Source organism: Massilia aurea (genome assembly GCF_024753205.1).
Classification (GTDB): Bacteria; Pseudomonadota; Gammaproteobacteria; order Burkholderiales; family Burkholderiaceae_D; genus Telluria; species Telluria aurea.
In genome coordinates this window covers 627,092-649,426 of sequence record NZ_JANUGZ010000001.1, presented here as the reverse complement: position 1 = coordinate 649,426, position 22,335 = coordinate 627,092, and the positions used below count along the sequence as shown (strand labels likewise).

General features: G+C 63.3%; 26 protein-coding genes. 15 read left to right on the top strand and 11 right to left on the bottom strand.

Going from position 1 to position 22,335, the window contains the following annotated elements:
* The first annotated feature begins 47 nt into the window (after positions 1-47).
* On the top strand, positions 48-710 hold the full coding sequence (locus tag NX775_RS02680) for a thiol:disulfide interchange protein DsbA/DsbL (protein WP_258834589.1): 663 nt from the start codon (positions 48-50) through the stop codon (positions 708-710).
* 39 nt (positions 711-749) lie between these two features.
* Complete coding sequence (locus tag NX775_RS02675) at positions 750-1,277, top strand: GNAT family N-acetyltransferase (protein WP_258834588.1); 528 nt, start codon at positions 750-752, stop codon at positions 1,275-1,277.
* A gap of 49 nt (positions 1,278-1,326) precedes the next feature.
* On the opposite strand, the gene NX775_RS02670 is transcribed toward NX775_RS02675, so the two are convergent.
* Both NX775_RS02670 and NX775_RS02665 read right to left on the bottom strand, forming a co-directional pair.
* The gene (locus tag NX775_RS02670; protein WP_258834587.1) at positions 1,327-2,292 is read right to left on the bottom strand and encodes a serine hydrolase; all 966 of its coding nucleotides are present in this window, start codon (positions 2,290-2,292) and stop codon (positions 1,327-1,329) included.
* A gap of 288 nt (positions 2,293-2,580) precedes the next feature.
* Positions 2,581-3,600 (bottom strand): sulfate ABC transporter substrate-binding protein, encoded by a 1,020-nt coding sequence (locus tag NX775_RS02665; protein ID WP_258834586.1) that lies wholly within the window; start codon positions 3,598-3,600, stop codon positions 2,581-2,583.
* A 220-nt stretch (positions 3,601-3,820) separates the two neighbouring features.
* On the opposite strand from NX775_RS02665, the gene NX775_RS02660 reads away from it, so the two are divergent.
* The 5 genes from NX775_RS02660 to NX775_RS02640 all read left to right on the top strand — a co-directional run bounded on the left by NX775_RS02660 (position 3,821) and on the right by NX775_RS02640 (position 6,481).
* Positions 3,821-4,345: a GNAT family N-acetyltransferase gene (locus NX775_RS02660; protein ID WP_258834585.1), complete on the top strand. Its 525-nt coding sequence runs from the start codon at positions 3,821-3,823 to the stop codon at positions 4,343-4,345.
* A gap of 122 nt (positions 4,346-4,467) precedes the next feature.
* Positions 4,468-5,085: a YcbK family protein gene (locus tag NX775_RS02655; protein ID WP_258834584.1), complete on the top strand. Its 618-nt coding sequence runs from the start codon at positions 4,468-4,470 to the stop codon at positions 5,083-5,085.
* 144 nt (positions 5,086-5,229) lie between these two features.
* The gene (locus NX775_RS02650) at positions 5,230-5,520 is read left to right on the top strand and encodes a DUF378 domain-containing protein (protein WP_258834583.1); all 291 of its coding nucleotides are present in this window, start codon (positions 5,230-5,232) and stop codon (positions 5,518-5,520) included.
* Between the two features lie 6 nt (positions 5,521-5,526).
* Positions 5,527-5,988: a metallophosphoesterase family protein gene (locus NX775_RS02645; protein WP_258835096.1), complete on the top strand. Its 462-nt coding sequence runs from the start codon at positions 5,527-5,529 to the stop codon at positions 5,986-5,988.
* Positions 5,989-6,076: 88 nt separating this feature from the next.
* Positions 6,077-6,481 (top strand): hypothetical protein, encoded by a 405-nt coding sequence (locus NX775_RS02640; RefSeq protein ID WP_183553116.1) that lies wholly within the window; start codon positions 6,077-6,079, stop codon positions 6,479-6,481.
* A 6-nt stretch (positions 6,482-6,487) separates the two neighbouring features.
* On the opposite strand, the gene NX775_RS02635 is transcribed toward NX775_RS02640, so the two are convergent.
* Positions 6,488-7,471 (bottom strand): SMP-30/gluconolactonase/LRE family protein, encoded by a 984-nt coding sequence (locus NX775_RS02635; RefSeq protein WP_258834582.1) that lies wholly within the window; start codon positions 7,469-7,471, stop codon positions 6,488-6,490.
* 126 nt (positions 7,472-7,597) lie between these two features.
* Here NX775_RS02635 and NX775_RS02630 point away from each other — a divergent pair, with 126 nt between their 5' ends.
* On the top strand, positions 7,598-8,710 hold the full coding sequence (locus NX775_RS02630; RefSeq protein WP_258834581.1) for a Gfo/Idh/MocA family protein: 1,113 nt from the start codon (positions 7,598-7,600) through the stop codon (positions 8,708-8,710).
* A 61-nt stretch (positions 8,711-8,771) separates the two neighbouring features.
* Positions 8,772-9,602, top strand: coding sequence for a transporter substrate-binding domain-containing protein (locus NX775_RS02625; RefSeq protein ID WP_258834580.1), 831 nt, complete (start codon positions 8,772-8,774; stop codon positions 9,600-9,602).
* Between the two features lie 59 nt (positions 9,603-9,661).
* Here the strand turns inward: NX775_RS02625 and NX775_RS02620 are convergent, their stop codons facing one another.
* Both NX775_RS02620 and NX775_RS02615 read right to left on the bottom strand, forming a co-directional pair.
* Entirely contained in the window at positions 9,662-10,015 is a 354-nt protein-coding gene (locus tag NX775_RS02620; RefSeq protein WP_258834579.1) for a hypothetical protein, read from the bottom strand.
* Positions 10,016-10,147: 132 nt separating this feature from the next.
* A complete protein-coding gene (locus tag NX775_RS02615; RefSeq protein WP_258834578.1) occupies positions 10,148-11,824 on the bottom strand; it encodes an electron transfer flavoprotein-ubiquinone oxidoreductase in 1,677 nt (558 codons plus the stop codon).
* A gap of 182 nt (positions 11,825-12,006) precedes the next feature.
* On the opposite strand from NX775_RS02615, the gene NX775_RS02610 reads away from it, so the two are divergent.
* From NX775_RS02610 to NX775_RS02600, 3 genes are read left to right on the top strand one after another with little or no spacing between them, the layout of a single operon-like run.
* Positions 12,007-12,783 (top strand): SDR family oxidoreductase, encoded by a 777-nt coding sequence (locus NX775_RS02610; RefSeq protein WP_183553104.1) that lies wholly within the window; start codon positions 12,007-12,009, stop codon positions 12,781-12,783.
* Between the two features lie 17 nt (positions 12,784-12,800).
* Positions 12,801-13,232 carry an acyl-CoA thioesterase gene (locus NX775_RS02605; protein WP_258834577.1) on the top strand — a complete coding sequence of 144 codons (432 nt, stop codon included), beginning with the start codon at positions 12,801-12,803 and terminating at the stop codon, positions 13,230-13,232.
* Positions 13,229-14,764, top strand: coding sequence for an HAL/PAL/TAL family ammonia-lyase (locus NX775_RS02600; protein ID WP_258835095.1), 1,536 nt, complete (start codon positions 13,229-13,231; stop codon positions 14,762-14,764). Before NX775_RS02605 ends, NX775_RS02600 begins: the two co-directional genes overlap by 4 nt.
* A 35-nt stretch (positions 14,765-14,799) precedes the next feature.
* Here the strand turns inward: NX775_RS02600 and NX775_RS02595 are convergent, their stop codons facing one another.
* Positions 14,800-15,357 carry a PAS and helix-turn-helix domain-containing protein gene (locus NX775_RS02595; protein WP_258835094.1) on the bottom strand — a complete coding sequence of 186 codons (558 nt, stop codon included), beginning with the start codon at positions 15,355-15,357 and terminating at the stop codon, positions 14,800-14,802.
* A gap of 129 nt (positions 15,358-15,486) precedes the next feature.
* On the opposite strand from NX775_RS02595, the gene NX775_RS02590 reads away from it, so the two are divergent.
* Both NX775_RS02590 and NX775_RS02585 read left to right on the top strand, forming a co-directional pair.
* Positions 15,487-16,182: a CoA transferase subunit A gene (locus tag NX775_RS02590; protein ID WP_258834576.1), complete on the top strand. Its 696-nt coding sequence runs from the start codon at positions 15,487-15,489 to the stop codon at positions 16,180-16,182.
* A gap of 36 nt (positions 16,183-16,218) precedes the next feature.
* Positions 16,219-16,878 carry a 3-oxoacid CoA-transferase subunit B gene (locus NX775_RS02585; protein WP_258834575.1) on the top strand — a complete coding sequence of 220 codons (660 nt, stop codon included), beginning with the start codon at positions 16,219-16,221 and terminating at the stop codon, positions 16,876-16,878.
* Between the two features lie 136 nt (positions 16,879-17,014).
* Here the strand turns inward: NX775_RS02585 and NX775_RS02580 are convergent, their stop codons facing one another.
* The 4 genes from NX775_RS02580 to NX775_RS02565 all read right to left on the bottom strand — a co-directional run bounded on the left by NX775_RS02580 (position 17,015) and on the right by NX775_RS02565 (position 19,665).
* Complete coding sequence (locus NX775_RS02580) at positions 17,015-18,286, bottom strand: M56 family metallopeptidase (RefSeq protein WP_258834574.1); 1,272 nt, start codon at positions 18,284-18,286, stop codon at positions 17,015-17,017.
* Positions 18,283-18,669 carry a BlaI/MecI/CopY family transcriptional regulator gene (locus NX775_RS02575; protein WP_258834573.1) on the bottom strand — a complete coding sequence of 129 codons (387 nt, stop codon included), beginning with the start codon at positions 18,667-18,669 and terminating at the stop codon, positions 18,283-18,285. Before NX775_RS02575 ends, NX775_RS02580 begins: the two co-directional genes overlap by 4 nt.
* Positions 18,670-18,758: 89 nt before the next feature.
* Positions 18,759-19,169 (bottom strand): DNA-binding transcriptional response regulator, encoded by a 411-nt coding sequence (locus tag NX775_RS02570; RefSeq protein ID WP_258834572.1) that lies wholly within the window; start codon positions 19,167-19,169, stop codon positions 18,759-18,761.
* Positions 19,162-19,665: a GAF domain-containing protein gene (locus tag NX775_RS02565; protein WP_258834571.1), complete on the bottom strand. Its 504-nt coding sequence runs from the start codon at positions 19,663-19,665 to the stop codon at positions 19,162-19,164. The genes NX775_RS02570 and NX775_RS02565 overlap by 8 nt, the downstream gene beginning before the upstream one ends.
* Positions 19,666-19,846: 181 nt before the next feature.
* Between NX775_RS02565 and NX775_RS02560 the strand changes: the two genes are divergently transcribed.
* Positions 19,847-20,815, top strand: coding sequence for an IS1595 family transposase (locus tag NX775_RS02560; RefSeq protein WP_258834570.1), 969 nt, complete (start codon positions 19,847-19,849; stop codon positions 20,813-20,815).
* A gap of 70 nt (positions 20,816-20,885) precedes the next feature.
* Here the strand turns inward: NX775_RS02560 and NX775_RS02555 are convergent, their stop codons facing one another.
* The gene (locus tag NX775_RS02555; RefSeq protein WP_258834569.1) at positions 20,886-22,187 is read right to left on the bottom strand and encodes a dicarboxylate/amino acid:cation symporter; all 1,302 of its coding nucleotides are present in this window, start codon (positions 22,185-22,187) and stop codon (positions 20,886-20,888) included.
* Positions 22,188-22,335 lie beyond the last annotated feature (148 nt).

Sequence of the window (22,335 nt, the reverse complement as noted above, 5' to 3'; positions counted from 1 at the left end):
GCGTCCCCGTCCGCTAGAATGTTTGCTTCATACTGAAAAGGATCGATATGCGCGCCCTGCGACTTGCCCTCATCGCCGCTGCCCTGGTGGCCGGTCTTGCCAACGCTTCGCCAACCGCGCCGCGCGATGGTGCAGACTTCACGACACTGGCTGCGCCGCAGCCAACCCAGGCCGAGGGCAAAAAGATCGAGGTGATCGAATTCTTCGCGTATCACTGCGGCGCCTGCAATGCGTTCGAACCGACGCTGAAGAACTGGGTCAAGCAGCAGGGCGACCGGATCGCGCTGCGCCGCGTGCCGCTGCCGTTCCAGGGCCCGAACGATCCGGAAGCGCGCCTGTTCCTGACGCTCGAGGCGATGGGCAAGCTCGATGCCTATCACGGGCGCGTCTTCAATGCCGTGCACGTCGAGCGCAAGCGCCTGATGAAGGACGCCGACATCATCGCGTGGGCGGGCGAGAATGCACTCGACAAGGCGGCGTTTGCCGACACGTGGAACTCGTTCGGCGTCCAGACGAGGCTCAAACGTCTGAGCCAGATGGTCGACGCCTACAAGGTGACTGGCACCCCAACCGTCGTCATCGACGGCACCTATCTCGTGTCGCCATCGCAAGTACAGCAGGCGAACAGGATCCAGGATGCCGGTGACGTCATGGCGGCGACCGGGCAGGTCATGGATGCGCTCGTGGTGAAGGCAGCTGCCACCCGGTAAAACGTGCCGGGCCGGATGTGCAATGAACAGGGGCGTCCCATGCTGTTTTCCAACGATTTCGTCCTCCGCCCTTATGTCCCTGGCGATGCGCCGGCACTGGTTGCGGCCATTGTCGAGTCGACGCCGACGCTCGCGCCGTGGATGCCCTGGGCGACGGCGCAGTTTTCAATGAACGATGCCCTTGCCTGGATCGCGACGTGCGAAAAAGGACTGGCGGAAGCGACGTGCTTCGAATTCGCTATCTTCGACCGTACATCCGGCGTGTTCGTCGGCGGCTGCGGCTTGAACCAGATCAACGGGCTGCACGGATTCTGCAACCTGAGTTACTGGGTGCGCCAATCGTGGCAGCGCAATGGAGCAGCGTCGGCGGCGATTCGCGCGCTCACCGATTACGCCTGGACGGAACTTGACGTGCAGCGTCTCGAAATTGTGGTCGCCGTTGGTAACGACGCGAGTTTGAACACCGCACGCAAGGCCGGGGCGTTCGACGAAGGCATCGCGCGCAAGCGGCTCAAATTGGGACACAAGTGGGTGGACGCCCACATGCTGTCGTTCGTCAAACCGTAAAGGCGAGAAAAAGGGGCCTCGCGGCCCCTTGATCCCATCAAACACGTGCTTAGTCGCGGCGCTTGCGCGTCGTCTTGACCTTGGCGACCTTGCGGTTCTTGGTTGCCTGGACCTTCGACTTGACGACCTTCGTGCGGGCTTTTGCTTTCACGCCACCGGCGCTGGCCTTGATGCGCGGACCGCCGGTGGCGGCGCGTGCAGCGCTCGCCACACGGGCCACGGGCGCGGCGTCGCCGGTCATGAAACGGCGGATGTTCAGTGCGTCGAGCACGCGGGCCGACGACGCGCCGGCGTTGAGCAGCACGAGCGTTGCCTTCTTGCCGGCTGCCGTGATGTTCATGATCAGGCAGCGGCCCGCTTCATTCGTGTAGCCGGTCTTCGACAGGCCGATGTCCCAGCCCTTGGCGCCGACCAGGCGGTTGGTGTTATGGTATTCGACGCCGCGGCCATTGATGTCGATCATTTCCTTCGTCTCGGTGGTCATGCGCACGATATCCGGGTACCGGACCGACGCAACGGCCATCTTGACCAGGTCGCCTGCGGTGGAGCGGTTCTGCGGCGACAGGCCGGTCGGCTCTTCGATCGTGGTCTGGGTCATGCCCAGCGCGCGGATCTTGCGGCGTACGGCAGCCTTGAAGGCTTCGTTACCGCCCGGGTAGGTACGGGCAAGCGCAGCGGCGGCGCGATTGTCCGAGGACATCAGCGCCAGGTGCAGCACGTCGCTGCGCGAGATGCTGGCGCCGACCGGCACGCGCGAGCTGCTGAACTTGACGCGGTCGACGTCGTCGCGGTCGATCTCGATCTGCTCGTTCATGTCGAGCTTGGCGTCGAGCACGACCATTGCCGTCATCAGCTTGGTCAGCGAGGCAATCGGGACGACCGTATCGGCATTTTTTTCAAGGAGGATTTTGCCGGTGTCGTTTTCAACGACGAGGACGGACTGGGAGCCGAACGGCACGGCGAATGCCGCGGCCGACAACGTCATCAGGGCCGTGGCGAACAGGTGTTTGATCATGTCTGTCTGGAATCTGGGTTGAGGTTGATGGAGCTGGGCGCCGGGCGGCGCGGATCAACATCTGTTTCTAGGGCAACTAGAAGGCAGGCAAGATAGCATTCATCGGCTACGCATGTCTATGGTGCACGAGAAAATTCCCCTGTCTAAACCCAATTTTCTATCGAAATAGGGCATTACAGGTGCATATTATTAATAGGACATGTCGCACAGAAATGTCGACTGAGCTGATTGGCGTGACCAAATGCAAACAGCCCTGCACGTGGCAGGGCTGTTGTGAGGTGATGCAGATTACTTCGCGGTGTAGATCTTGTCGAACTCGCCGCCATCGTCAAAGTGGCGCTTTTGCGCTGCGCGCCAGCCGCCGAAGACCTCATCGACCGTGAACAGGCTGATCGGCTTGTAGTTGGCCGCGTACTTCTTCATGACGGCTTCCGAGCGAACGCGCATGAAGTGCTTGGCGCCGATTTCCTGGCCCACCGGGCTGTACAGGAAGTTCAGGTAAGCCGTTGCCGGCTGACGCAGCTTCTGGCGATCGACGACCTTGTCGACGACGGCCACCGGCGACTCGGCCAGGATCGAGCTGGTCGGGTAGACGACTTCGAAGTCGTTACCGAACTCCTTGCGCACCATGCTCACTTCGTTTTCAAACGTCACGAGCACGTCGCCGATCTGGCGCTGCGTGAAGGTGGTGGTGGCGGCGCGGCCGCCGCCGTCCAGGATCGGCACGTTCTTGAATATCTTCGAGACCAGGTCGCGGGCAGCGGCTTCGTTGCCACCTTTCTTGATCACGGAACCCCACGCGCCCAGGTAGGTGTAGCGGCCGTTGCCGGCGGTCTTCGGATTCGGGATGATCACGGCCACACCGGGGCGCGCCAGGTCTTGCCAGTCGCGCACCTGCTTAGGATTGCCCTTGCGGACCAGGAACACCATGGTCGAGTAGTAGGGCGCCGCATTGTTCGGGAACTTCTTGGCCCAGTCTTTTGCCACCAGGCCGCGGTCGGCCAGCATGTCGATGTCATTGGCCTGGTTCATGGTGACGACCGACGCGCCCAAGCCATCGGCCACGGCGCGCGCCTGCTTGCTCGAGCCGCCGTGCGACTGCTTGACTTCGACCGTCTGGCCGCTTTGCTGCTTGTACGATGCGATGAACGCCGGGTTGATTTCTTTGTACAATTCACGGGCGACGTCGTACGACACGTTCAGCAGCTCGGGCCCGGCAGCGCTGGCGTGCAGCGGCACGGCGCCGCCAGCAGCCAGGACCAGCGCCAGGATCGAGCGGCGCAGCGTGTTCGGAGGGGTGGTGCGCATAGTGGGTCTCGCTTGCTTGAAGTTGGAGTGACAGCGTGCATGTTCCCCGATGCCACCGTCAAACGGAACAATAGTTTCGTCATATGGTTATGCCGATCATGCGCTTGACCCTGCCGCCAGCAGGGTCGTTGGCTTTCAGTGTATAGTCGAGCCCGTGTTAAGCCGGGGGCGCCAACTGTCGCCACCTCACGTCTTTGTACCGTATTTATGTTGATGATCGATGTCCACGCGTATTGAAATCCGCAAGGCGGTTCCCGCCGACGCTGCGCCAGCCTGCAATCTGCTGCGCCGCTCCATCGAGGAAGGCTGCCGTGCCGACCACCATGGCCAGCCGGCATTACTCGACGCCTGGCTCGGCAACAAGACGCCGGCCACCGTTGCGGCCTGGTTTGCTGCGCCCGCCAACTTTGCCGTCGTCGCCGAGAGCGAAGGGCGGATGGTGGGGTTGACGCTGCTGACCCCGGCCGGCAAGGTGGCGCTGTGTTACGTGCTGCCCGATGCGCTGCGCTGCGGCGTGGGCCGGGCGCTGCTGGCGGCGGTCGAAGAGCAGGCGCGTGCCTGGAACATCAGCAAGCTGCATCTGCACAGCCCCGCTGGCGCCAGTGCGTTCTTCGAACGCCACGGCTACAGCAATGCGGGCAAGGAAAAATCCTGTTTCGGCCTCGATAGCGACCTGATGTGGAAGCGGCTCGACGGCGCCGGCGAAGGCAGCGCGCGCAAGCGCTTCTGCAACTGCAGCGACTGAGCGCGCGGCGCAGCGCAACCGGGCGCGCGCGCTGCACGCCCGCAGCACGCCACACAGTGCTATCCATGACGAATACGCTATAGTACGGCCCATCGATATTCACGAGTTAGACCAACGCATATATGGCTTCCCGCAGAGACTTCCTCCATCAGGGCGCGCGCCTTGCCGCCATCGGTGTCATCGGTTCGCCGCTGGCCGCTGCCGCAACTGACCTTCAACCGCCACCCGACCTGTTCGACTCGCAGGCACTTGACCTCGATTTCTGGGTCAAGCCGCGTACCTTGTCGGTCACGCGCCCGCAAAGCGGCGAGACGGCGAACGTGCTGTACTGGAAAGACGGCGAAGTCATCGAGTCGGCGTACCAGGAACTGTGCCATCTGCTGCGCGACGTGAACGGCAAGGCATCCGCAGCCATCGATCCGAAGCTGTTCGAGATGCTGTGGAGCACCCAGGCCTTCATCGCCCGTTTCGGCATCATCAAGCCGCTCGAAATTTTGTCAGGCTACCGTTCGCCGGAATCGAACGCACGCCTGCGTGAGCAGGGCATCCCGGCAGCGCGCCAGTCGCTGCATCTGGTCGGCAAGGCGGCCGATATCCGGATCGCCAACCTGAACGAAGAAGTGCTCGGCGGCCTGATCAAGAGCTTCCGTGGCGGCGGCGTCGGCTATTACTACCGCAGCGGTCCGCGCGGTGGCTGGATCCATGCCGATACGGGCCTGGCGCGCACCTGGAAAGGCTGAGTTCGCGGCCGCAGCCCCGTGACGGGGCAGCGGTGTGCACGCGCTGCAACAGTGCGTGCGTGTTTGCTAACCTGGGCTAGTATGGACAGCAAGTGCCGGGGCGCCGCCCCGGTGGTGTCCACGTCACTTTTCCAGGAGGCTCTGATGTCAACAATCAATACCCCAACCATGGATCGCCGTTCGATTCCCGATCGTCGCGTGACGGCGCGTACGCATGGCCGCCCGGCCATGTCTGCACTGGATTACATTGCGATGGTGCTGTTGATTATTGGTGGCCTCAACTGGGGCATGGTCGGCCTGTTCGACGTCGACATGGTCGGCGTGCTGTTCGCGCCGGGCTCGACGCTCACCCGCGTTGTCTACGTGCTCGTTGGCCTGGCGGCGCTGTACTCGGTTGTCACGATGGCCAAGATGGCCGGCAGCAAGCGTTCGTAAGTGGTCATTCGCATTGGCCTGATCTCCGATACGCACGGCCTGCTGCGTCCGCAGGCGCTCGACTTCCTGCAGGGTAGCGATGCCATCCTGCATGCCGGCGACATCGTCGATCCGGCCACGCTCGAGCGCCTGGCCGAACTCGCCCCGCTCACGAGCGTGCGCGGCAATAACGACAGCGGCGCCTGGGCCCGGGCATTGCCTGAGACCGTCACGGTGACCTTTGGCGGCGTCGACATCCACATGCTGCACGACCTGAAGGAGCTTGCCATCGACCCGGTGGCAAGCGGCGTGCGCGTTGTCGTCACCGGTCACACGCACAAGCCGGCCTGCGTCGAGCGTAGTGGCGTGTTGTATGTGAATCCTGGAGCGGCTGGGCGGCGCCGGTTTACGCTGCCTGTGTCGGTCGGCGAACTCATCATCGAGAGTGGGCAGGCCAGTGTGCGGCTCGTGACGCTGGACATCCCATAATGTAAGCGTGACCCTGGCGAGCGTGGACCTGGCCCACGGCGATGGAAATTGCCGTAAGATACGCCCCGTCCCCTTTTGCTTGCAGCACATGACCCTCCCGCCAGAACAACCACCCCGCTTCAAACCCCGCCCCTGGAACGCGCTCGAGACGCCGCAAGACGTCGAGCTCTGGATCGACGAGCACAATGCCGCCATGCAGGAACTGATCACGCCGCAGGAAACAGGCGTCGGCATCTGCTTCGCGCTGGCTGAAGGCGGCCTCGTGCATATGCAGACGACGGCTGACGCCATCCTGCTCGACGTCGACAGCGACGCTGCCTGGATCGCGCCGTTGATCATGGCCGCGACCGGCGCCGAGCAGCCGCGCGGCCAGATCTGGGTGTTGCCGGACGATAAGCTCGTCCAGCTGATCCTGGGCTTGTCGACGCTCGTGCAGAGCACCACGCTGGTCACGGGCCACAACTTCGGGCCAGGTTCGCGCCCGAGCTGGTAAGCGGTATCAGTAGGGCAGTCCCGTAACTTCCAGCGGCAATTGCCAGACGGCGCCCGCGCCCGTGATGTACAGCGTCTTGCCGTCGACCCCGCCGAAGGCGACGTTGGTGACATTGGCATCGACCCGGATCGTCGCCAGTTCGCGGCCCTGCGGCGAAAATACCCGTACGCGCTTGGGCGCATGTTCCGTCACGTACAGGTTGCCGTGGCAGTCGAGCGTCATGCCGTCGCCATTCTCGATGCCCTTGATCAGGTCGCGTCCCGCCTGCGGCACGCCATTCTTGATCGGGTAGGCGCGCACCGCGCCATCGCTCGCATTCACGTACAGCGTCTTGCCGTCAAGTGACAGGGCAATCCCGTTGGGATTCTTGCGCGAGCCGTCGACCAGCGTCACCGTGCCATCTGTCCCCACGCGATAGATGCCGGTCACCGGCTGGCCGCCGGGCGCCGCAGCTTTCTGGTAATCCGGATCGGTGAAGTAGATCGTGCCATCGGCCGCGATGGCGATATCGTTCGGTGAATTGAAGACCTGGCCCTGGAACTGTGAGGCGATATTCGTGCGCTTGCCGTCCGCCAGGTCGTAGCGCGACAGCGCCTTGTACTTGTGGGTGGCCGCGACCAGCGCACCCTTGGCGTCGACCGCCAGGCCATTGCTGCCTGCATCCTCAATGGCCGTCGTGACATCGCCGCCCGGCGTGTACTTGCGCACGCGTGACGGAAAGCCTTCGCTGAAGCTGAAGTCCGAAAAATACAGCGCACCATTCGTCCATACCGCCCCCTCATACAAGCCCGGTTCGCCCCGCGACGGCGTGATCGCAGCGATGCGCTCGGCTCTCAGCTCGCCCGACGGGGCCTTGCCGCTGCAACTGGCGGCTGGCGCGGCCAATACTGCTGGTGACAGGATGGCAGCGACGCTGGCGGCAAGCATCAGGTGGACGAGCGGAACACGGCGGGTAGCAGGGCAAGTGGCACGACGGGGGGACACGGACATGGGCAACTCCTGACAAGGTGAACGGTGAATACTGGCGGTGATACCGCTATCATTTCAAATGAATCAATTGTATCCTTCTCTCCACAAGACGATAACATTCCCGCAACCTTATTGGAGGAGACACGCATGATCGATTTACAACGACGCGGCCTGGTCATGGCTGCAGGTGGCGTTCTGGCGGCAAGCGCAGTGAACCCGGGCTGGGCTGCCAGCACCGGCCGCAAGCTCGGCTACGCGATCGTGGGCCTGGGCGGCTACGGCCTGGGCCGCATCATCCCGCAGTTCCAGAATTGCCAGCACAGCCGCCTCGTGGCGCTCGTCAGCGGCGACCCCGCCAAGGCAAGGAAGGTAGCGCAGGAATATGGCGTGCCCGAGCGCGGCATCTATTCGTACAGCGATTTCGACCGCATCCGTGACAATCCCGACATCGACATCGTGTATATCTGCCTGCCCGTGTTCATGCACGCCGAGTACACGATCCGCGCCGCCCAGGCCGGCAAGCACGTCATGTGCGAAAAGCCGATGGCCATCAATCCAGCCGAATGCGAACAGATGATTGCCGCCTGCCGCAAGGCCGGCAAGAAGCTGATGATCGGCTACCGCTCGCGTTTCGAGCCGCACAATGTCGAGGCCATCCGCCTGGCGCGCGCCGGCGCGATCGGCAATATCCGCTACTTCCGCTCCGAGCACGGCTTTGTCGTGGGTGACGCGAACACCTGGCGCATGAAGAAGGCGCAGTCGGGCGGCGGCTCGATGATGGACATTGGCATCTATGCGCTGCAGGCGGCGCGCTACATGACCGGCGAAGAGCCGATGGCCGTGTTTGCCACGGAAACCACCAACCGCAGCGACCCGCGTTTCCGTGAAGTGGAAGACATGATCGACTTCCAGCTCGAGTTCCCGTCCGGTGCGATCGGCTCGTGCATGTCGATGTACAGCGCGAACCGCAACCAGTTTGTGCTGATGGGCGACAAGGGCCGCATCGAACTGGAGCCAGCCACTGCCTACAGCGGCCAGCGCATGTGGGTGGGCCAGGAACGCAGCGACAAGACCGAGGTCAAACCCCCGCCGGGACCGTACGCGAACCAGTGGGTTGGCCAGCTCGACCACATGGCGCAGTGCGTCATGCAGAACCGCGAGCCGCTCGTGCCTGGCGAAGAAGGCCTGCGCGATATCCGCATCATCGAGGCCGTATACCGCTCGGCGCGCGAACAGAAGCGGATCGTCGTGCAGTCCTGATCCTGTGCCATTCCGCTGCTTTTCGGTTATAACGTGTCTTTGACCGTGCGGAGGCAAGGGGATGGCCGAAGGGATCGACAACGGCGGGCGGCGCCGCGTGCTGGAGCAGTTGCTGGCGCTGCCAGCCTCTGCCGCACTGTGTATGCCATGGGCAGGCGCGGCGGGCCTGGCAGACCCGGCAGACGCACGCGGCACACGGGGCACACTGCGCATCGCGCTCGAGGGCACCTATCCCCCATTCAATTTCATGGACCCGACAAGCGGGCAGCTGACCGGTCATGATGTCGACGTGGCGCGCGCGGTTGCCACGCGCATGGGCCTCGAGCCGCAGTTCGTGCTGACCGAATGGAGCGCGATCCTGCCGGCGGTGCGTGCGGGCAGGGTGGATGTGGCCATCAGCCAGGTCATCATCACGCCGCAGCGCGCGAAAGCGTTCGACTTTTCCGCACCATATTGCTATTCGCAGCCCCAGCTCATCGTGCGCAAGAACGAGCGCGCCAGCTACCGCACGCTGGCCGACCTCAAGGGCCGCACACTGGGCGTGCGCCAGAACAGCGTCTTCGAGCAGCAGGCCAGGGCGGTACCGGGCATCAAGATCAAGCGCTATCCGGCGGTGCCCGAGAATCTGCAGGACCTGGCCTTCGGCCGCATCGACGCTTTGCTCGACGACAGCTTGCTGATGCAATACCTGATCCGCAAGACGCAGCTGCCACTGAAGGCCGGCGCCCGCATTGGCGCGCCTGAGCCCGTTGGCATCGCCCTGCGCAAGGGCCGTCCGGCGTTCAGGCTGGCAATCGACAAGGCACTGCGCGAGGCGCGTTCGGATGGCACGCTGCGCGCGCTGTCGCTCAAGTGGTTCGGTCAGGACGCCGGCAGCATGCCGCCGACCTGACAGGCGCAAAAAAAGCGCGGCCCAGTCATGGCGCCGCGCTTTGTGTGGACAGTGCCACGTCAGCGTTGTTTGTCCTGCTTGCCTTGCCAGTCGCTCTGCTGGTCCATTTGCCGGGACCCGCTGCCCGGCGAACCCTGGTCGCGGCTGGCGCGGTCGGCGTTCAGGTCGTCCAGCGCCGGGGTGCCACCAGATGCATGCTGGCCACCATGTTGCTGGTTCTGCTGTTGGGCACCGGCACCTTGCCGGCTACCGGTGTCAGGCTGCTTGCCCTCCTGCGTGCGGCCACCTTGCTGCCCGGTGGATTGCTTGTTGCCAGCAATATCCTGCTTGGCGCTTTGCAGATTGCTGTTTTGCTGCATGCCGGGGTTTGAACGCCCCGATGATTGGTCATTGCTGCGTGTGGAATCACCCATCGCTGCCTCCTGCCACTGGTGTAGGAGCGACCCATGCTACGCCGTTCGTGTCGACCGCCAATCAGCAGATTGGCGGTGGTATTGCAGGACGATTCTTACAAAGTCAGCAGTAAAAACGGAAGGTCAGGCCGATTACATGTTCGGATAGTTCGGCCCGCCGCCACCTTCCGGCGTCACCCAGACGATGTTCTGGGTCGGGTCCTTGATATCGCAGGTCTTGCAGTGCACGCAGTTCTGGGCATTGATCTGCAGGCGATCGCCCCCGTCTTCGCGCTTGACGTACTCATACACCCCGGCCGGACAGTAACGCTGTTCGGGCCCGGCGTACTTGGCCAGGTTGACGTCGACCGGCACGCTCGGATTTTTGAGCGTCAGGTGGATCGGTTCGTCTTCGCGGTGGTTGGTGTTCGAAATGAACACTGACGACAGCTTGTCGAAGGTCAGCTTGCCATCCGGCTTCGGATAGACGATCGGCTTGAAGTGCGACGCGGGCTTCAGGCATTCATGGTCGGCATGCTTGTGGTGCAGCGTCCATGGTGCCTTGCCACGGAACACGATCTGGTCGATGCCGGTCATGATCGTGCCCAGCACCAGGCCCTTGCTCATCCACGGCTTGAAGTTGCGCGCCACGTGCAGCTCTTCGTGCAGCCACGATTTTTCGAACGCGGCAGGGAAACTCGTCAGCTCGTCGCTCGTGCGGCCTTCGCCCAGCGCGGCAAACGCCGCTTCGGCCGCCAGCATGCCGGTCTTGATCGCGCCGTGGCTGCCCTTGATGCGGCTGGTGTTCAGGAAGCCCGCATCGCAGCCGATCAGCGCGCCGCCCGGGAAGACGGTCTTTGGCAGCGATTGCAGGCCACCGGCGGTAATTGAACGTGCGCCGTACGAGATGCGCTTGCCGCCTTCAAAAAAGCCGCGGATGGCCGGGTGCGTCTTATAGCGCTGGAATTCTTCGTATGGCGACAGGTATGGATTCTGGTACGACAGGCCGACGACATAACCGACTGCGACCTGGTTGTTTTCCAGGTGGTACAGGAACGAGCCACCATAGGTGTCGTTCGGCAGTGGCCAGCCGGCCGTGTGGATCACCAGGCCTGGCTGGTGCTTGGCCGGATCGATTTCCCACAACTCCTTGATGCCAATGCCGTAGGTCTGCGGGTCCTTGCCCTTGTTCAGCTCATACTTGGCCATCAGCTGGCGGCCCAAATTACCACGCGAGCCTTCGGCAAAGAACGTGTACTTCGCATGCAGCTCCATGCCAAGCTGGAATTCCGGGCCCGGCTCGCCGTCACGTTTCATCCCCATATTGCCGGTGGCGACGCCCTTGACCGAGCCGTCTTCGTTGTACAGGATCTCAGCGGCCGGAAAGCCCGGGAAGATTTCCACGCCCAGCGCTTCGGCTTGCTGGCCCAGCCAGCGCACCACATTGGCCAGCGAGATCACGTAGTTGCCGTGATTGGCCAGTGCTGGCGGGATGGCAAACGCCGGCGTGGCGTACGATTTGGTCTCGCTCAGGAACAAGACGCGGTCTTCGGTCACGGCCGTATTGAGCGGCGCGCCTTTTTCTTTCCAGTCGGGGATCAGTTCGTTGATCGCGCGCGGATCCATTACCGCGCCGGACAGGATATGCGCGCCCAGCTCGCCGCCTTTTTCCAGCACGCAGACCGTTACTTCCTGGCCTTTATCAAGCGCCAGCTGTTTCAGGCGGATCGCCGCCGACAGGCCGGCGGGGCCGCCGCCGACGACCACGACGTCGTATTCCATCGCTTCGCGTGGGCCGTATTGTTCGAGAAGATTCGTTGTCTCTGTCATGGTTTTTTTGGGAAAGGGATGACGGTAATCAGAAAATAGCACGAGTGTGCGGGTTTTCGCTGTTCATTGCAATATCGCGGCCATTGTAAAGGCATTATTAGAAGGGACAATCGAATACCGGACATTTGTGGGATCATGGTGCTTTCGCAACTCGTGATCGTACTTACATCGGGGAGTCGGACGTGGGCATTGAAGTCAATTTTGAAGGAAAGATCGCCATGGTCACCGGCGCATCGAGCGGTCTGGGCGCCCGTTTCGCCAAGGCCCTGGCCGGTGCCGGCGCGCAGGTCGTGCTGGCGTCGCGCCGCGTCGAGCGCCTCAAGGAGCTGCGCGCCGAGATCGAAGCCGACGGCGGCGCCGCCCACGTGGTGCGGCTCGATGTGACCGACCTCGGCAGCATCAAGGCAGCCATCGCCCATGCCGAGACCGAGGCGGGGCCGATCGATATCCTGATCAACAACTCGTCCGTATCATCAACCCAGCGCCTGATCGACGTGGGCGAGGATGACTACACCTACATCATGGACACCAATTTGCGCGGCGCGTTCTTCGTGGCCCAGCAAACCGCCAAGCGCATGATCGCGCGCGCCAAGGGCGATCCGCGCAAGCAGCATCGCATCGTCAACATCGCCTCGGTGGCGGGCCTGCGCGTGCTGCCGCAGATCGGCGTGTACTGCATGAGCAAGGCCGGTGTGGTGCAGATGACCAAGGCGATGGCGGTGGAGTGGGGCAAGTACGGCATCAACGTCAATGCCATCTGCCCCGGCTACATTGCCACGGACGCGAACGAAGATTATTTCGAGACCGAGCAGGGCCGCAAACTTGTCGAGATGCTGCCACGCAAGCGCGCCGGCCGGCCCGAAGACCTCGACGGCCTGCTGCTGCTGCTGGCCGCCGAAGAAGCCCACTTCATCAACGGCGCCATCATCACGGCCGACGACGGCATGATGGCGCACTAAACGCCAGGAACCACAGAATGAGTAGTGAGAACATCGCACCGATGCTGGTGCACACCATGCGCATGCCGATCCGCTGGGGCGATATGGACGCCATGGGGCACGTCAACAATACCAATTATTTCCGTTACATCGAGTCGGCCCGCATTGCCTGGCTCGAGCAGGTGGGCGGCTTGCCCGACTCGCGCGACCAAGGCCCCGTCATCGTCAACGCATCGATGAACTTTCTGAAGCAGCTGACCTATCCGGGCGAGATCGAGGTGCGTACCTTCATCGCGCCGCCGGGGCGCTCGAGCATCGAGGTGTCGCACGAAATCCGTCTGCTGGATGCTGACGGCGCACCGGGCGAGCTGCACGCCAACGGGATGGCCAAGGTGGTGTGGGTCGATTTCAAGGTGGGCAAGTCGGCCCCGTTGCCGGCTGCACTGCGCAGCGTCTTCCCGGCTACGTGACCGCGGTGGTCTGTTTCGACCGCAACCGCCTCGCGCTGGACGACATCGTCGCCATCGCGCGCGGCGCGGCCCAGCCGGTGCTCTCGCCCGACCCGGCCTTTCGCGCTTTTATTCAGCGCGGCGCCGACTTCCTCGACCGGCTGCTGCTTGAAGACGGCGCCATCTATGGCGTGACCACCGGCTACGGCGATTCGTGCATGGTGCCAGTACCGCTGGCGCTCGTGACCGAACTGCCGCACCACCTGTACACCTACCACGGCTGTGGCCTGGGCAGTTTTCTAAGTCCGGCCGAGACGCGCGCCGTGATGGCGGCGCGCCTGGCGTCGCTGGCGAAAGGGTTCTCGGGCGTCAGCATCGACCTGCTCGAGCAGATGGTGCGCCTGTTCGATGCCGACCTGTTGCCACTGATCCCCAGCGAAGGCTCGGTCGGCGCCAGCGGTGACCTGACGCCGTTGTCCTATCTCGCAGCGGTACTGTGCGGCGAACGCGAAGTGTTGCGCGGCGGCGTGCAGATGCCCGCTGCCGATGCGCTGCGCGAGGCCGGCATCGCGCCGCTGCGCCTGCGGCCGAAAGAGGGTCTAGCGATCATGAACGGCACCGCCGTCATGACGGGCCTGGCTTGCCTGGCCTGGGACCGCGCCGCCTACCTGACGCGCCTGGCCACGCGCATCACGGCGATGGCTTCGTTTGCACTGGATGGCAACGCCGATCACTTTGACGAAACGCTGTTCTCGGTCAAGCCGCATGCGGGCATGCAGGACGTGGCCGCCTGGCTGCGCGCTGATCTGGCGTACACCGGCCAGCAGGAGCGCAACGGTAAGCGCCTGCAGGACCGTTATTCGATCCGCTGCGCGCCGCATGTGATCGGCGTGCTGGCCGACGCGCTGCCGTTCTTTCGCACCACGGTCGAGAACGAACTCAATAGCGCGAACGACAATCCGATCATCGACGCCGAGGGCGAGCGCGTGCTGCATGGCGGGCACTTCTACGGCGGCCATATCGCGTTCGCGATGGACAGCATGAAGAATGCCGTCGCCAATCTGGCCGACCTGCTCGACCGGCAACTGGCGCTGCTGGTCGATCCACGCTACAACGCCGGTCTGCCCGCCAACCTGTCGGGCATGGAGGGCGAGCGCGCTGCGATCAATCATGGCCTCAAGGCGCTGCAGATCAGCGCGTCGGCCTGGACGGCCGAAGCGCTCAAGCTGACGATGCCGGCATCGGTCTTTTCGCGCTCGACCGAATGCCACAACCAGGACAAGGTCAGCATGGGCACGATCGCCGCGCGCGACTGCCTGCGCGTGCTGGAACTGACCGAGCAGGTGGCCGCAGCGCTCTTGATCGGGGTGCATCAGGGCGTGTGGCTGCGCTGCCGGCTCGAGCCGGAGCGCGTGTTGCCGGCGCCGCTGGCGGAGATGCTGGCGCAGCTGGGGCAAGATATTGCGCCGGTGCGTGAAGACCGGCGGCTTGACGGTGATCTGCGTCTGCTGCTTGAGCGCACGCGCGAACAGCACTGGCAGCTGTATCTGTGATCGTGCGAAGGTGGATCGGGGCTCTGATGGCCCCCTCAGCCCGCACCCACCAGCTTGTGCACCAGTTCCACCGACGTCGATGCCGCAAACTTGCGCATCAGGCTGGCGCGGTGCATTTCGACCGTGCGCGGACTGAGGTCGGTTTCGCGCGCGATGATCTTGCTGGTCTTGCCCTCGACCAGCAGTGCGGCGATCTCGCGCTCGCGCGGCGTCAGCTGCGCCGTCACGGGGCGCTTCTCGCTGACATCCTCGAAGATCCAGACGCCCGCGCCCAGGGGCTCGAGCGGGGACAGCGCACGGCCCGTCACGTGACACCAGAACAGCTCGCCATTGGCGCGGCGCATGATGCGCTCGTCCGAGTAGCGCCCCTTCGCATTCATGATCGGGATGATGCGGTCGCCCGTGCGCAGAAATTCGTCCATCGTCGGATACAGCACCGAGAACGACGAGCCGGTCAGGTGGCCGGCCGGATGGCCGAACATCGCTGCCAGCGCGCCATTGCAGGCCTCTATCACCCGGTCGCGCGAGATGCACATGCCCACTGGCGCGTGCTGGAAAATCATCTCGTAGTCAATCGTGTGCGGCAGGTTCATGTGAGGCGGGTCAGGGCGTTGTTCATTGGCGTGCAGGTGGCGCGGCATGGCGGTAGTTCTACGGTATTGTGCACGGGCTGCCGGTATTCTATGCTGAGACGGGTTCTCAAACTTATAAAAGGGACAGGTATGAATAAAGTGTATCCAGACGCGCGCTCGGCACTTGAAGGCGTCGTGCAGGACGGCCAGACCATCGCCGTGGGCGGGTTTGGCCTGTGCGGTATTCCGGAAGCCCTGATCGCGGCATTGCGCGACTCGGGTGTCAAGCAACTCACCGCCATCTCCAACAACGCGGGCGTCGATGGTTTCGGCCTGGGCCAGTTGCTCGAGACACGCCAGATCAAGAAAATGATCGCGTCGTACGTCGGTGAAAACAAGGAATTCGCGCGCCAGTTCCTGGCCGGCGAACTCGAACTCGAATTCACGCCGCAAGGCACGCTGGCCGAGAAGCTGCGCGCCGGCGGTGCCGGCATCCCGGCGTTCTTCACCAAGACCGGCTATGGCACCATCGTCGCCGACGGCAAGGAAACCCGCGAATTCAATGGCGAGCATTACGTGATGGAGCACGCGCTGTTCCCCGATGTATCGCTGGTCAAGGCCTATATGGCCGACCGCTCGGGCAACCTCGTGTTTCGCAAGACGGCCCGCAACTTCAACCCCAACGTGGCCACGGCCGGCAAGATCTGCATCGTCGAAGTCGAGAAGCTGGTGGAAGTCGGCGAGATCGATCCCGACCACGTGCATACCCCGGGCATCTTCGTGCACCGCATCGTCCACAACCCGTCGCCCGAGAAGCGCATCGAGCAGCGCACCGTGAGCAACTAAGCGCACTTACCCGACGACAGAAACGGAGACAACAACATGGCATGGACTCGTGATGAAATGGCCGCGCGTGCGGCGCTGGAGCTGCAAGACGGCTTCTATGTGAACCTGGGCATTGGCTTACCAACCCTGGTGGCAAACTATGTCCCGAAGGATATCGAGGTCTCGCTGCAGTCCGAAAACGGCCTGCTGGGCATCGGCCCGTTCCCGACGGAAGATGCGGTCGACGCCGACCTGATCAACGCCGGCAAGCAGACCGTGACGGCGCTGCCGGGCTCGGCCTACTTCAGCTCGGCCGATTCGTTCGGCATGATCCGCGGCGGCAAGATCAACCTGGCGATCCTGGGCGCGATGCAGGTCTCCGAAGAAGGCGATCTGGCCAACTGGATGATCCCGGGGAAAATGGTCAAGGGCATGGGCGGTGCGATGGACCTGGTGGCCGGCGTCAAGCGCGTGGTCGTGGTGATGGAACATGTCGCCACCGCCAAGGATGGTTCCACCAGCCACAAGCTGCTGAAGAAGTGCGATCTGCCGTTGACAGGTGTCGGCGTGGTCGATCGCATCATTACCGACCTGGGCGTGCTTGATGTAACGGCCAGCGGCTTGAAGCTGGTCGAGCTGGCGCCTGGCGTCAGTGTGGACGAGATTGTCGCGGCGACCGGTTGCGAACTGGACGTGTCGTCCGTCCAGCACGCGTAGCCGTCGCCGAACGTAGCGTGGGCGGCTATGCCGCCCATGCGTTCAACTTGCCCGGATTTCGTGGCGCATCAACAATCGTTGAACGCGTGGACGGCGCAGCCGTCCACCCTACGGTAATGCTTGGCGATAGAGGTAATCAGCTCGTCGTCCACACATACTTCACTTCGGTCCACTGTTCCTTCGCCGCGCCATTCACCGTGCCCGGCTGGAAGCTGCATTTGGCAATCGCGGCGCGCGCTGCCTCGTCGAGCGACCCATTGCCGCTGGTCTGGCGCACGACAGCTTCGCGCACCTTGCCATCGGCCTTTACCAGCATTCCGAGCGTTACCGTGCCCTCGACCTTGGCTGCCAGCGCATCGGCCGGGTACACAGGCTTGGCGCAAGAATTGAATTTTGCGACCGGCGACGTCGTATCGTTGTCGGGCATGGCGGCAAACGGGTTGACCGGCGCCGTGCTCGTGCAGCCGGCCAGGGCGGCCAGGGCCAGGCCGAGCACCGGAAGCGCGGCTTTCCAGTTCAGTGCCTGCGTATCGGGACGAACAAGTTGTTTGATGCGTTGCATGAGATTGCCTCCATTGGCCGCCTGGGCCAGATGCTGGGTTGAAAACTGGAGTCGTTCCAGTTCGGATAGCGCAAGAGCCAGGCGCCGCGGTTCGCCCAGTTGTCTTGCTGCGATGGTGTCGGCAACCAGTTCCCGTTCGGCGCGGATGCGTCCCGAGATCCACCAGATTGCCGGGTGATAAAACAGCAGTGCCTCGACCACGTTCTGCAGCAGGTTGACGAGGTAGTCGTGACGCCGGATATGGGCCAGCTCGTGCGCCAGCAGTGCTTCGAGCAAGTGGGCCGGCATGCCGGACATGAGCGATGCCGGCACCAGCACCACCGGGCGCCACCAGCCGAAGGTGACCGGGCTGGGCAGGCCCGCGACGATGCGCAGCCGCACCGTGCGCGCAATGCCGGCGGCCTGCGCCATCCGGTCGATCCGGGCTTGCCAGACCGGATCGGATGCCTCGACCGCCGCTGCGCGGTGCAGCCACAGCAAACCTGCGATCATCCGCAATGCGAGCACGAGAGCGCAGACACCCCACGTGCCAACGATCCAGCCCAGGCTGCGTTCGAACACGGCGCGCCAGCTGTCGTCGAGCGGACCCGCCAGCAGCCCGCTAGCGAAGGCCGCCATCGGCTGGGCCGCCAGATCCTGCGTGCCGGCCAGGCGCGCCGCCAGTTCGGCCGCGGGCCAGAGCAGGCACAGCAATAGGCCAGCGCAGGCGACTGCGTACCGGTGCTCGGCGCGCGCATTGCGCAGCAAGCTCATCGCCAGCGCCACGGCGCAGCCGATCAGCGCGCCTTGCCAGATGAATTCGACGAGCGTCCAGCCGATGCTGGCGACCAGATGGGCGGCGGTCATTGGCCGTCCCCGTCCTTGAGCAGTTGCTCGATCTCGGCCCGTTCCTTCTTCGAGATGCCGCTCTTGAGCGCCGCCAGTACGAGCGCCTTGGCCGAGCCGGCAAAGGCCCGTTGCATCAGGTCATTGAGCAGATTGCCCTGCAGCGCATCGCGCGCGTGGACCGGGCTGTAGACGTGCGAGCGTTCGCTCTCGTCGCGGCCCAGCAAACCCTTGGCGTGCATGACCTGCATCAGCCGCAGCACCGTCGCGTAGGTCACGTCGGGCCGCTGCGGCAGCATCGCTTCGTGGACCTGCTTGGCAGTGGCGGCGCCCAGCGGCCACAGCACTTGTAACAGGTCAAGCTCGGCAGGCGTGGGCTTGGGCGCGTCGGGGGAGTGCGGCATGACATCCTCGAATAGGCAAGATGAAGCTAGATTATCTTGTCTAGATCGAGTTGTCTACGAAGATTTGTGCGTGCGCTGGCGAGCTCGGCCTATGTTTTCCCTGAGCGGCACATCGTCTCGATGGTGTCGAGCACGACCCTGGCGCGAAACGGCTTGAGGATCACGCGGGTGATCCGGCGTTCGCGCAGGTCGCTCAGGAGTTCGGGCGTGGCGGTTTCGGTCATGATCGCAATCGACAAGCCTTGCTTGTTGGCGGCCGCATCGGCGCGCAGACGGTCGATCAGGCCCAGGTCGTAGCGGCTGTCCTTGCCGCTGCCCACGCAGTCGACGGCGATCACCGCGCCCTGGAAGGTGCGCACGCTCAGCAGGCGCAGTGCGGCCGCGCTCGTTGCCGCTTCGTGGACCTGGCCCAGGTTCAGGCTGCGCGCCGTCATCGCGACGGTACGGCGCAGCATCGGTTCCGGTTCGACCAGCAGGATGTGCTTGGTTGCGTCAGGCATCGGCCACCTCGCTGATATTGCGCAGTTCCAGTACGACCAGATCGCGCAGCGTGCGCAGGATGCCCAGTTCCATCGCGTCGAGCGTGCGTGGCTTGCGGTCGATCAGGCACAAGGTGCCCAGGCTCAGGCTCGAGGGCATGGTCAATGGCGCCCCGGCATAGAAACGGATGTGCGGTGCGCCGGTGACGAGGGGATTGTCGGCAAAGCGCGCATCGAGCAGCGTGTCGTTCACGACCAGGATGTCCTGCTCAAGGATCGCGTGGGAGCACAGCGAGATGTCGCGGCCGGTTTCGCACAGCTCGGTGCCGGTGCGGGCCTTGAACCATTGGCGATCCGTGTCGACCAGCGTAACGGTGACGATCGGTACATCGAACTCGGTGGCGGCGAAGGCCACGATCCGGTCGAAGCGCTCCTCGGCGGGCGTGTCCAGGAGCAGCAGGTCGTACAGGGCGGTCAGGCGCGCGGCTTCGTTGTCGGGGGTAGCGGCAATCAGCATCTTGCAAGCACCGGCGCGGCCGGTCGTCAGTCGGGATGTTCCGAATATACCAGACACTATCGAGCGGCCTCGACACGATCAGGCACGCCCAAAAGGCGCAGTCAACGTTAAATAGAGCCGAGCTTTGAACTGATGAGCGGTTCCGTGGTCCAACGCCTGTCCCCAACGTCAGGAGCCAGTCATGAAAGCGCCAAGTTTCAAGAGTTGGTTTGCCAGACTGCCATCGCTGAACGTGCCGCAGCGCAAGCAAGTGTTCGACGCCCTGCATCCTGCAGCTGGCCTCGACCAGGTAGTCGCACTCATTACCCAGGCCAGAGGGCCTGGCCGTTGCTGTCCCCGCTGTGGTGACCAACGCTGTCACCGGCACGGTTTCGCCAATGATCTGCAGCGCTTTCGCTGCTGCGCCTGTGGCCGTACATTCAACGACCTGAGCGGCACACCCCTGGCGCGGCTCAGGCACAAGGCCAAATGGCTGGCGTATTCACAGGTGCTGCTCGATTCACTATCCGTGCGTAAAGGTGCAGACCGGGTTGGCGTGCACCGTAATACCGCCTTTCGATGGCGTCACCGCTTCCTCGATTGGGTCAAGCACGACCGACCGGCATCCCTGAACGGCATTGTCGAGGCCGACGAGACGTTTCTTCTGGAGTCGCAAAAAGGATCGCGCACGCTTGACCGCCCGCCGCGCCGGCGGGGCGGGCACGCCCCTGCGCGTGGCATTTCGCGGCACCTCGATTGCATACTGGTCGCGCGCGACCGTAACGGCAACACCATCGATGCCGTCACCGGGCGAGGCGCTTTGACGGTCGCGCAACTCGAACGCGACTTACTGCCTCGGCTCGACGCGCAGGCATTGTTGGTCACGGACAGTCATGCTGCCTACCGGGCCTTCGCACGCAAGTTCAGGATTGGCCACGAGGCGGTGAATCTCCGTGCCGGCGTGCGTACCAGGCACTCGGGCAGCCGCGCTATTCACGTGCAGAACGTGAATGCCTACCATGGGCGTTTCAAGTCCTGGCTACGGGGCTTTCGCGGCGTGGCCTCCCGCTATTTGCGCAATTATCTGGGTTGGCTCTGGGCCCTGGATGGTGGGCGGGTCAGTTCAGTCGAACAATTGTTCTCAATTGCAGTCAGAATCATCAACAGATAACGCTGACTGCGCCAAAAAAAAAGCCGCACCCCGAAGGGTGCGGCTTTCATGGAAGGGCAAACGCAGACGATTACGCCGCTTCGCGCACGGCCTTCATCGTGGTCTGGTCTTCGACGATCACGCGGCCATGCAGGACATCGTCCATGCGCTTGACGTCAAGTTCGTTTTCCCATTTCGACACGACGACCGTGGCGACACCGTTGCCGATGAAGTTGGTCAGCGCGCGCGCTTCGCTCATGAAGCGGTCGATGCCCAGGATCAGCGCCATGCCGGCCACCGGAATCGTCGGCACCACGGCCAGCGTTGCGGCCAGCGTGATGAAGCCGGCGCCGGTGATGCCCGATGCGCCTTTCGAGGTCAGCATCGCCACCAGCAGGATGGTCAGTTCCTGGGTCAGCGTCAGGTCGGTGTTGGTTGCTTGCGCCACGAACAGGGCGGCCATCGTCATGTAGATATTGGTGCCGTCCAGGTTGAACGAGTAGCCGGTTGGCACGACCAGGCCGACGACCGGCTTGGCGCAGCCCAGGCTTTCCAGCTTGCGCATCAGGCTTGGCAGAGCGCTTTCCGACGACGACGTTCCCAGCACGATCAGCAGTTCTTCCTTGATGTAGCGGATGAACTTGAAGATCGAGAAGCCGGTGAAGCGGGCGATTGCGCCCAGCACGATGAAGATGAACAGGGCGCAGGTCAGGTAGAACGAACCCATCAGCTTGGCCAGCGGCAGCAGCGATGCGATGCCGTATTTGCCGATCGTGAACGCCATCGCACCGAATGCGCCCAGCGGAGCAACCTTCATGATGATATTGACGATGCCAAAGATCACGTGCGAAACGTCATCGATGAGCTTGGTCACCGGACGGCCGCGCTCGCCCATCATCGACAGCGCGAAACCGAACAGGATCGCGACCAGCAGCACTTGCAGGATGTTACCCGTAGCAAACGCATCCACGAACGTCGTCGGGATGATGTGCATGATGAACTCGGTCGTGGTCTGGGCATGCGCATTGGTCGTGTATTGCGCAATCGCGCTCGAATCGAGCGTGGCCGGATCGACGTTGAAGCCGGCACCCGGCTTGGCGACGTTGGCCACGACCAGGCCGATGGCCAGGGCGAAGGTCGAGACGACTTCGAAGTACAGCAGTGCCTTGCCGCCGACGCGGCCGATCTTCTTCATGTCCTGCATGCCGGCGATACCGGCGACGACGGTACAGAAGATCACGGGGGCGATGATCATCTTGATCAGTTTGATGAAGCCGTCTCCCAGTGGCTTCATCGCGGTGCCTACCTCTGGGTAAAATACGCCCAGCAACACGCCAAGAACAATGGCGAACAATACCTGGACGTACAGGATTTTATAAAACGGCTTCTTCATGGCAACTCTTCAACGAGGTTGGTAGTAATGCCATGGTGGCGCATTCAAGCGGTGCGGGCTATTGTGGAAATCCGCATGCTGCACCGCAGCAGTGCGGCGTGGAAATTTTTGCACCCGGAGTGTGCGTGGCCGGGCAACAAGCCCGGCC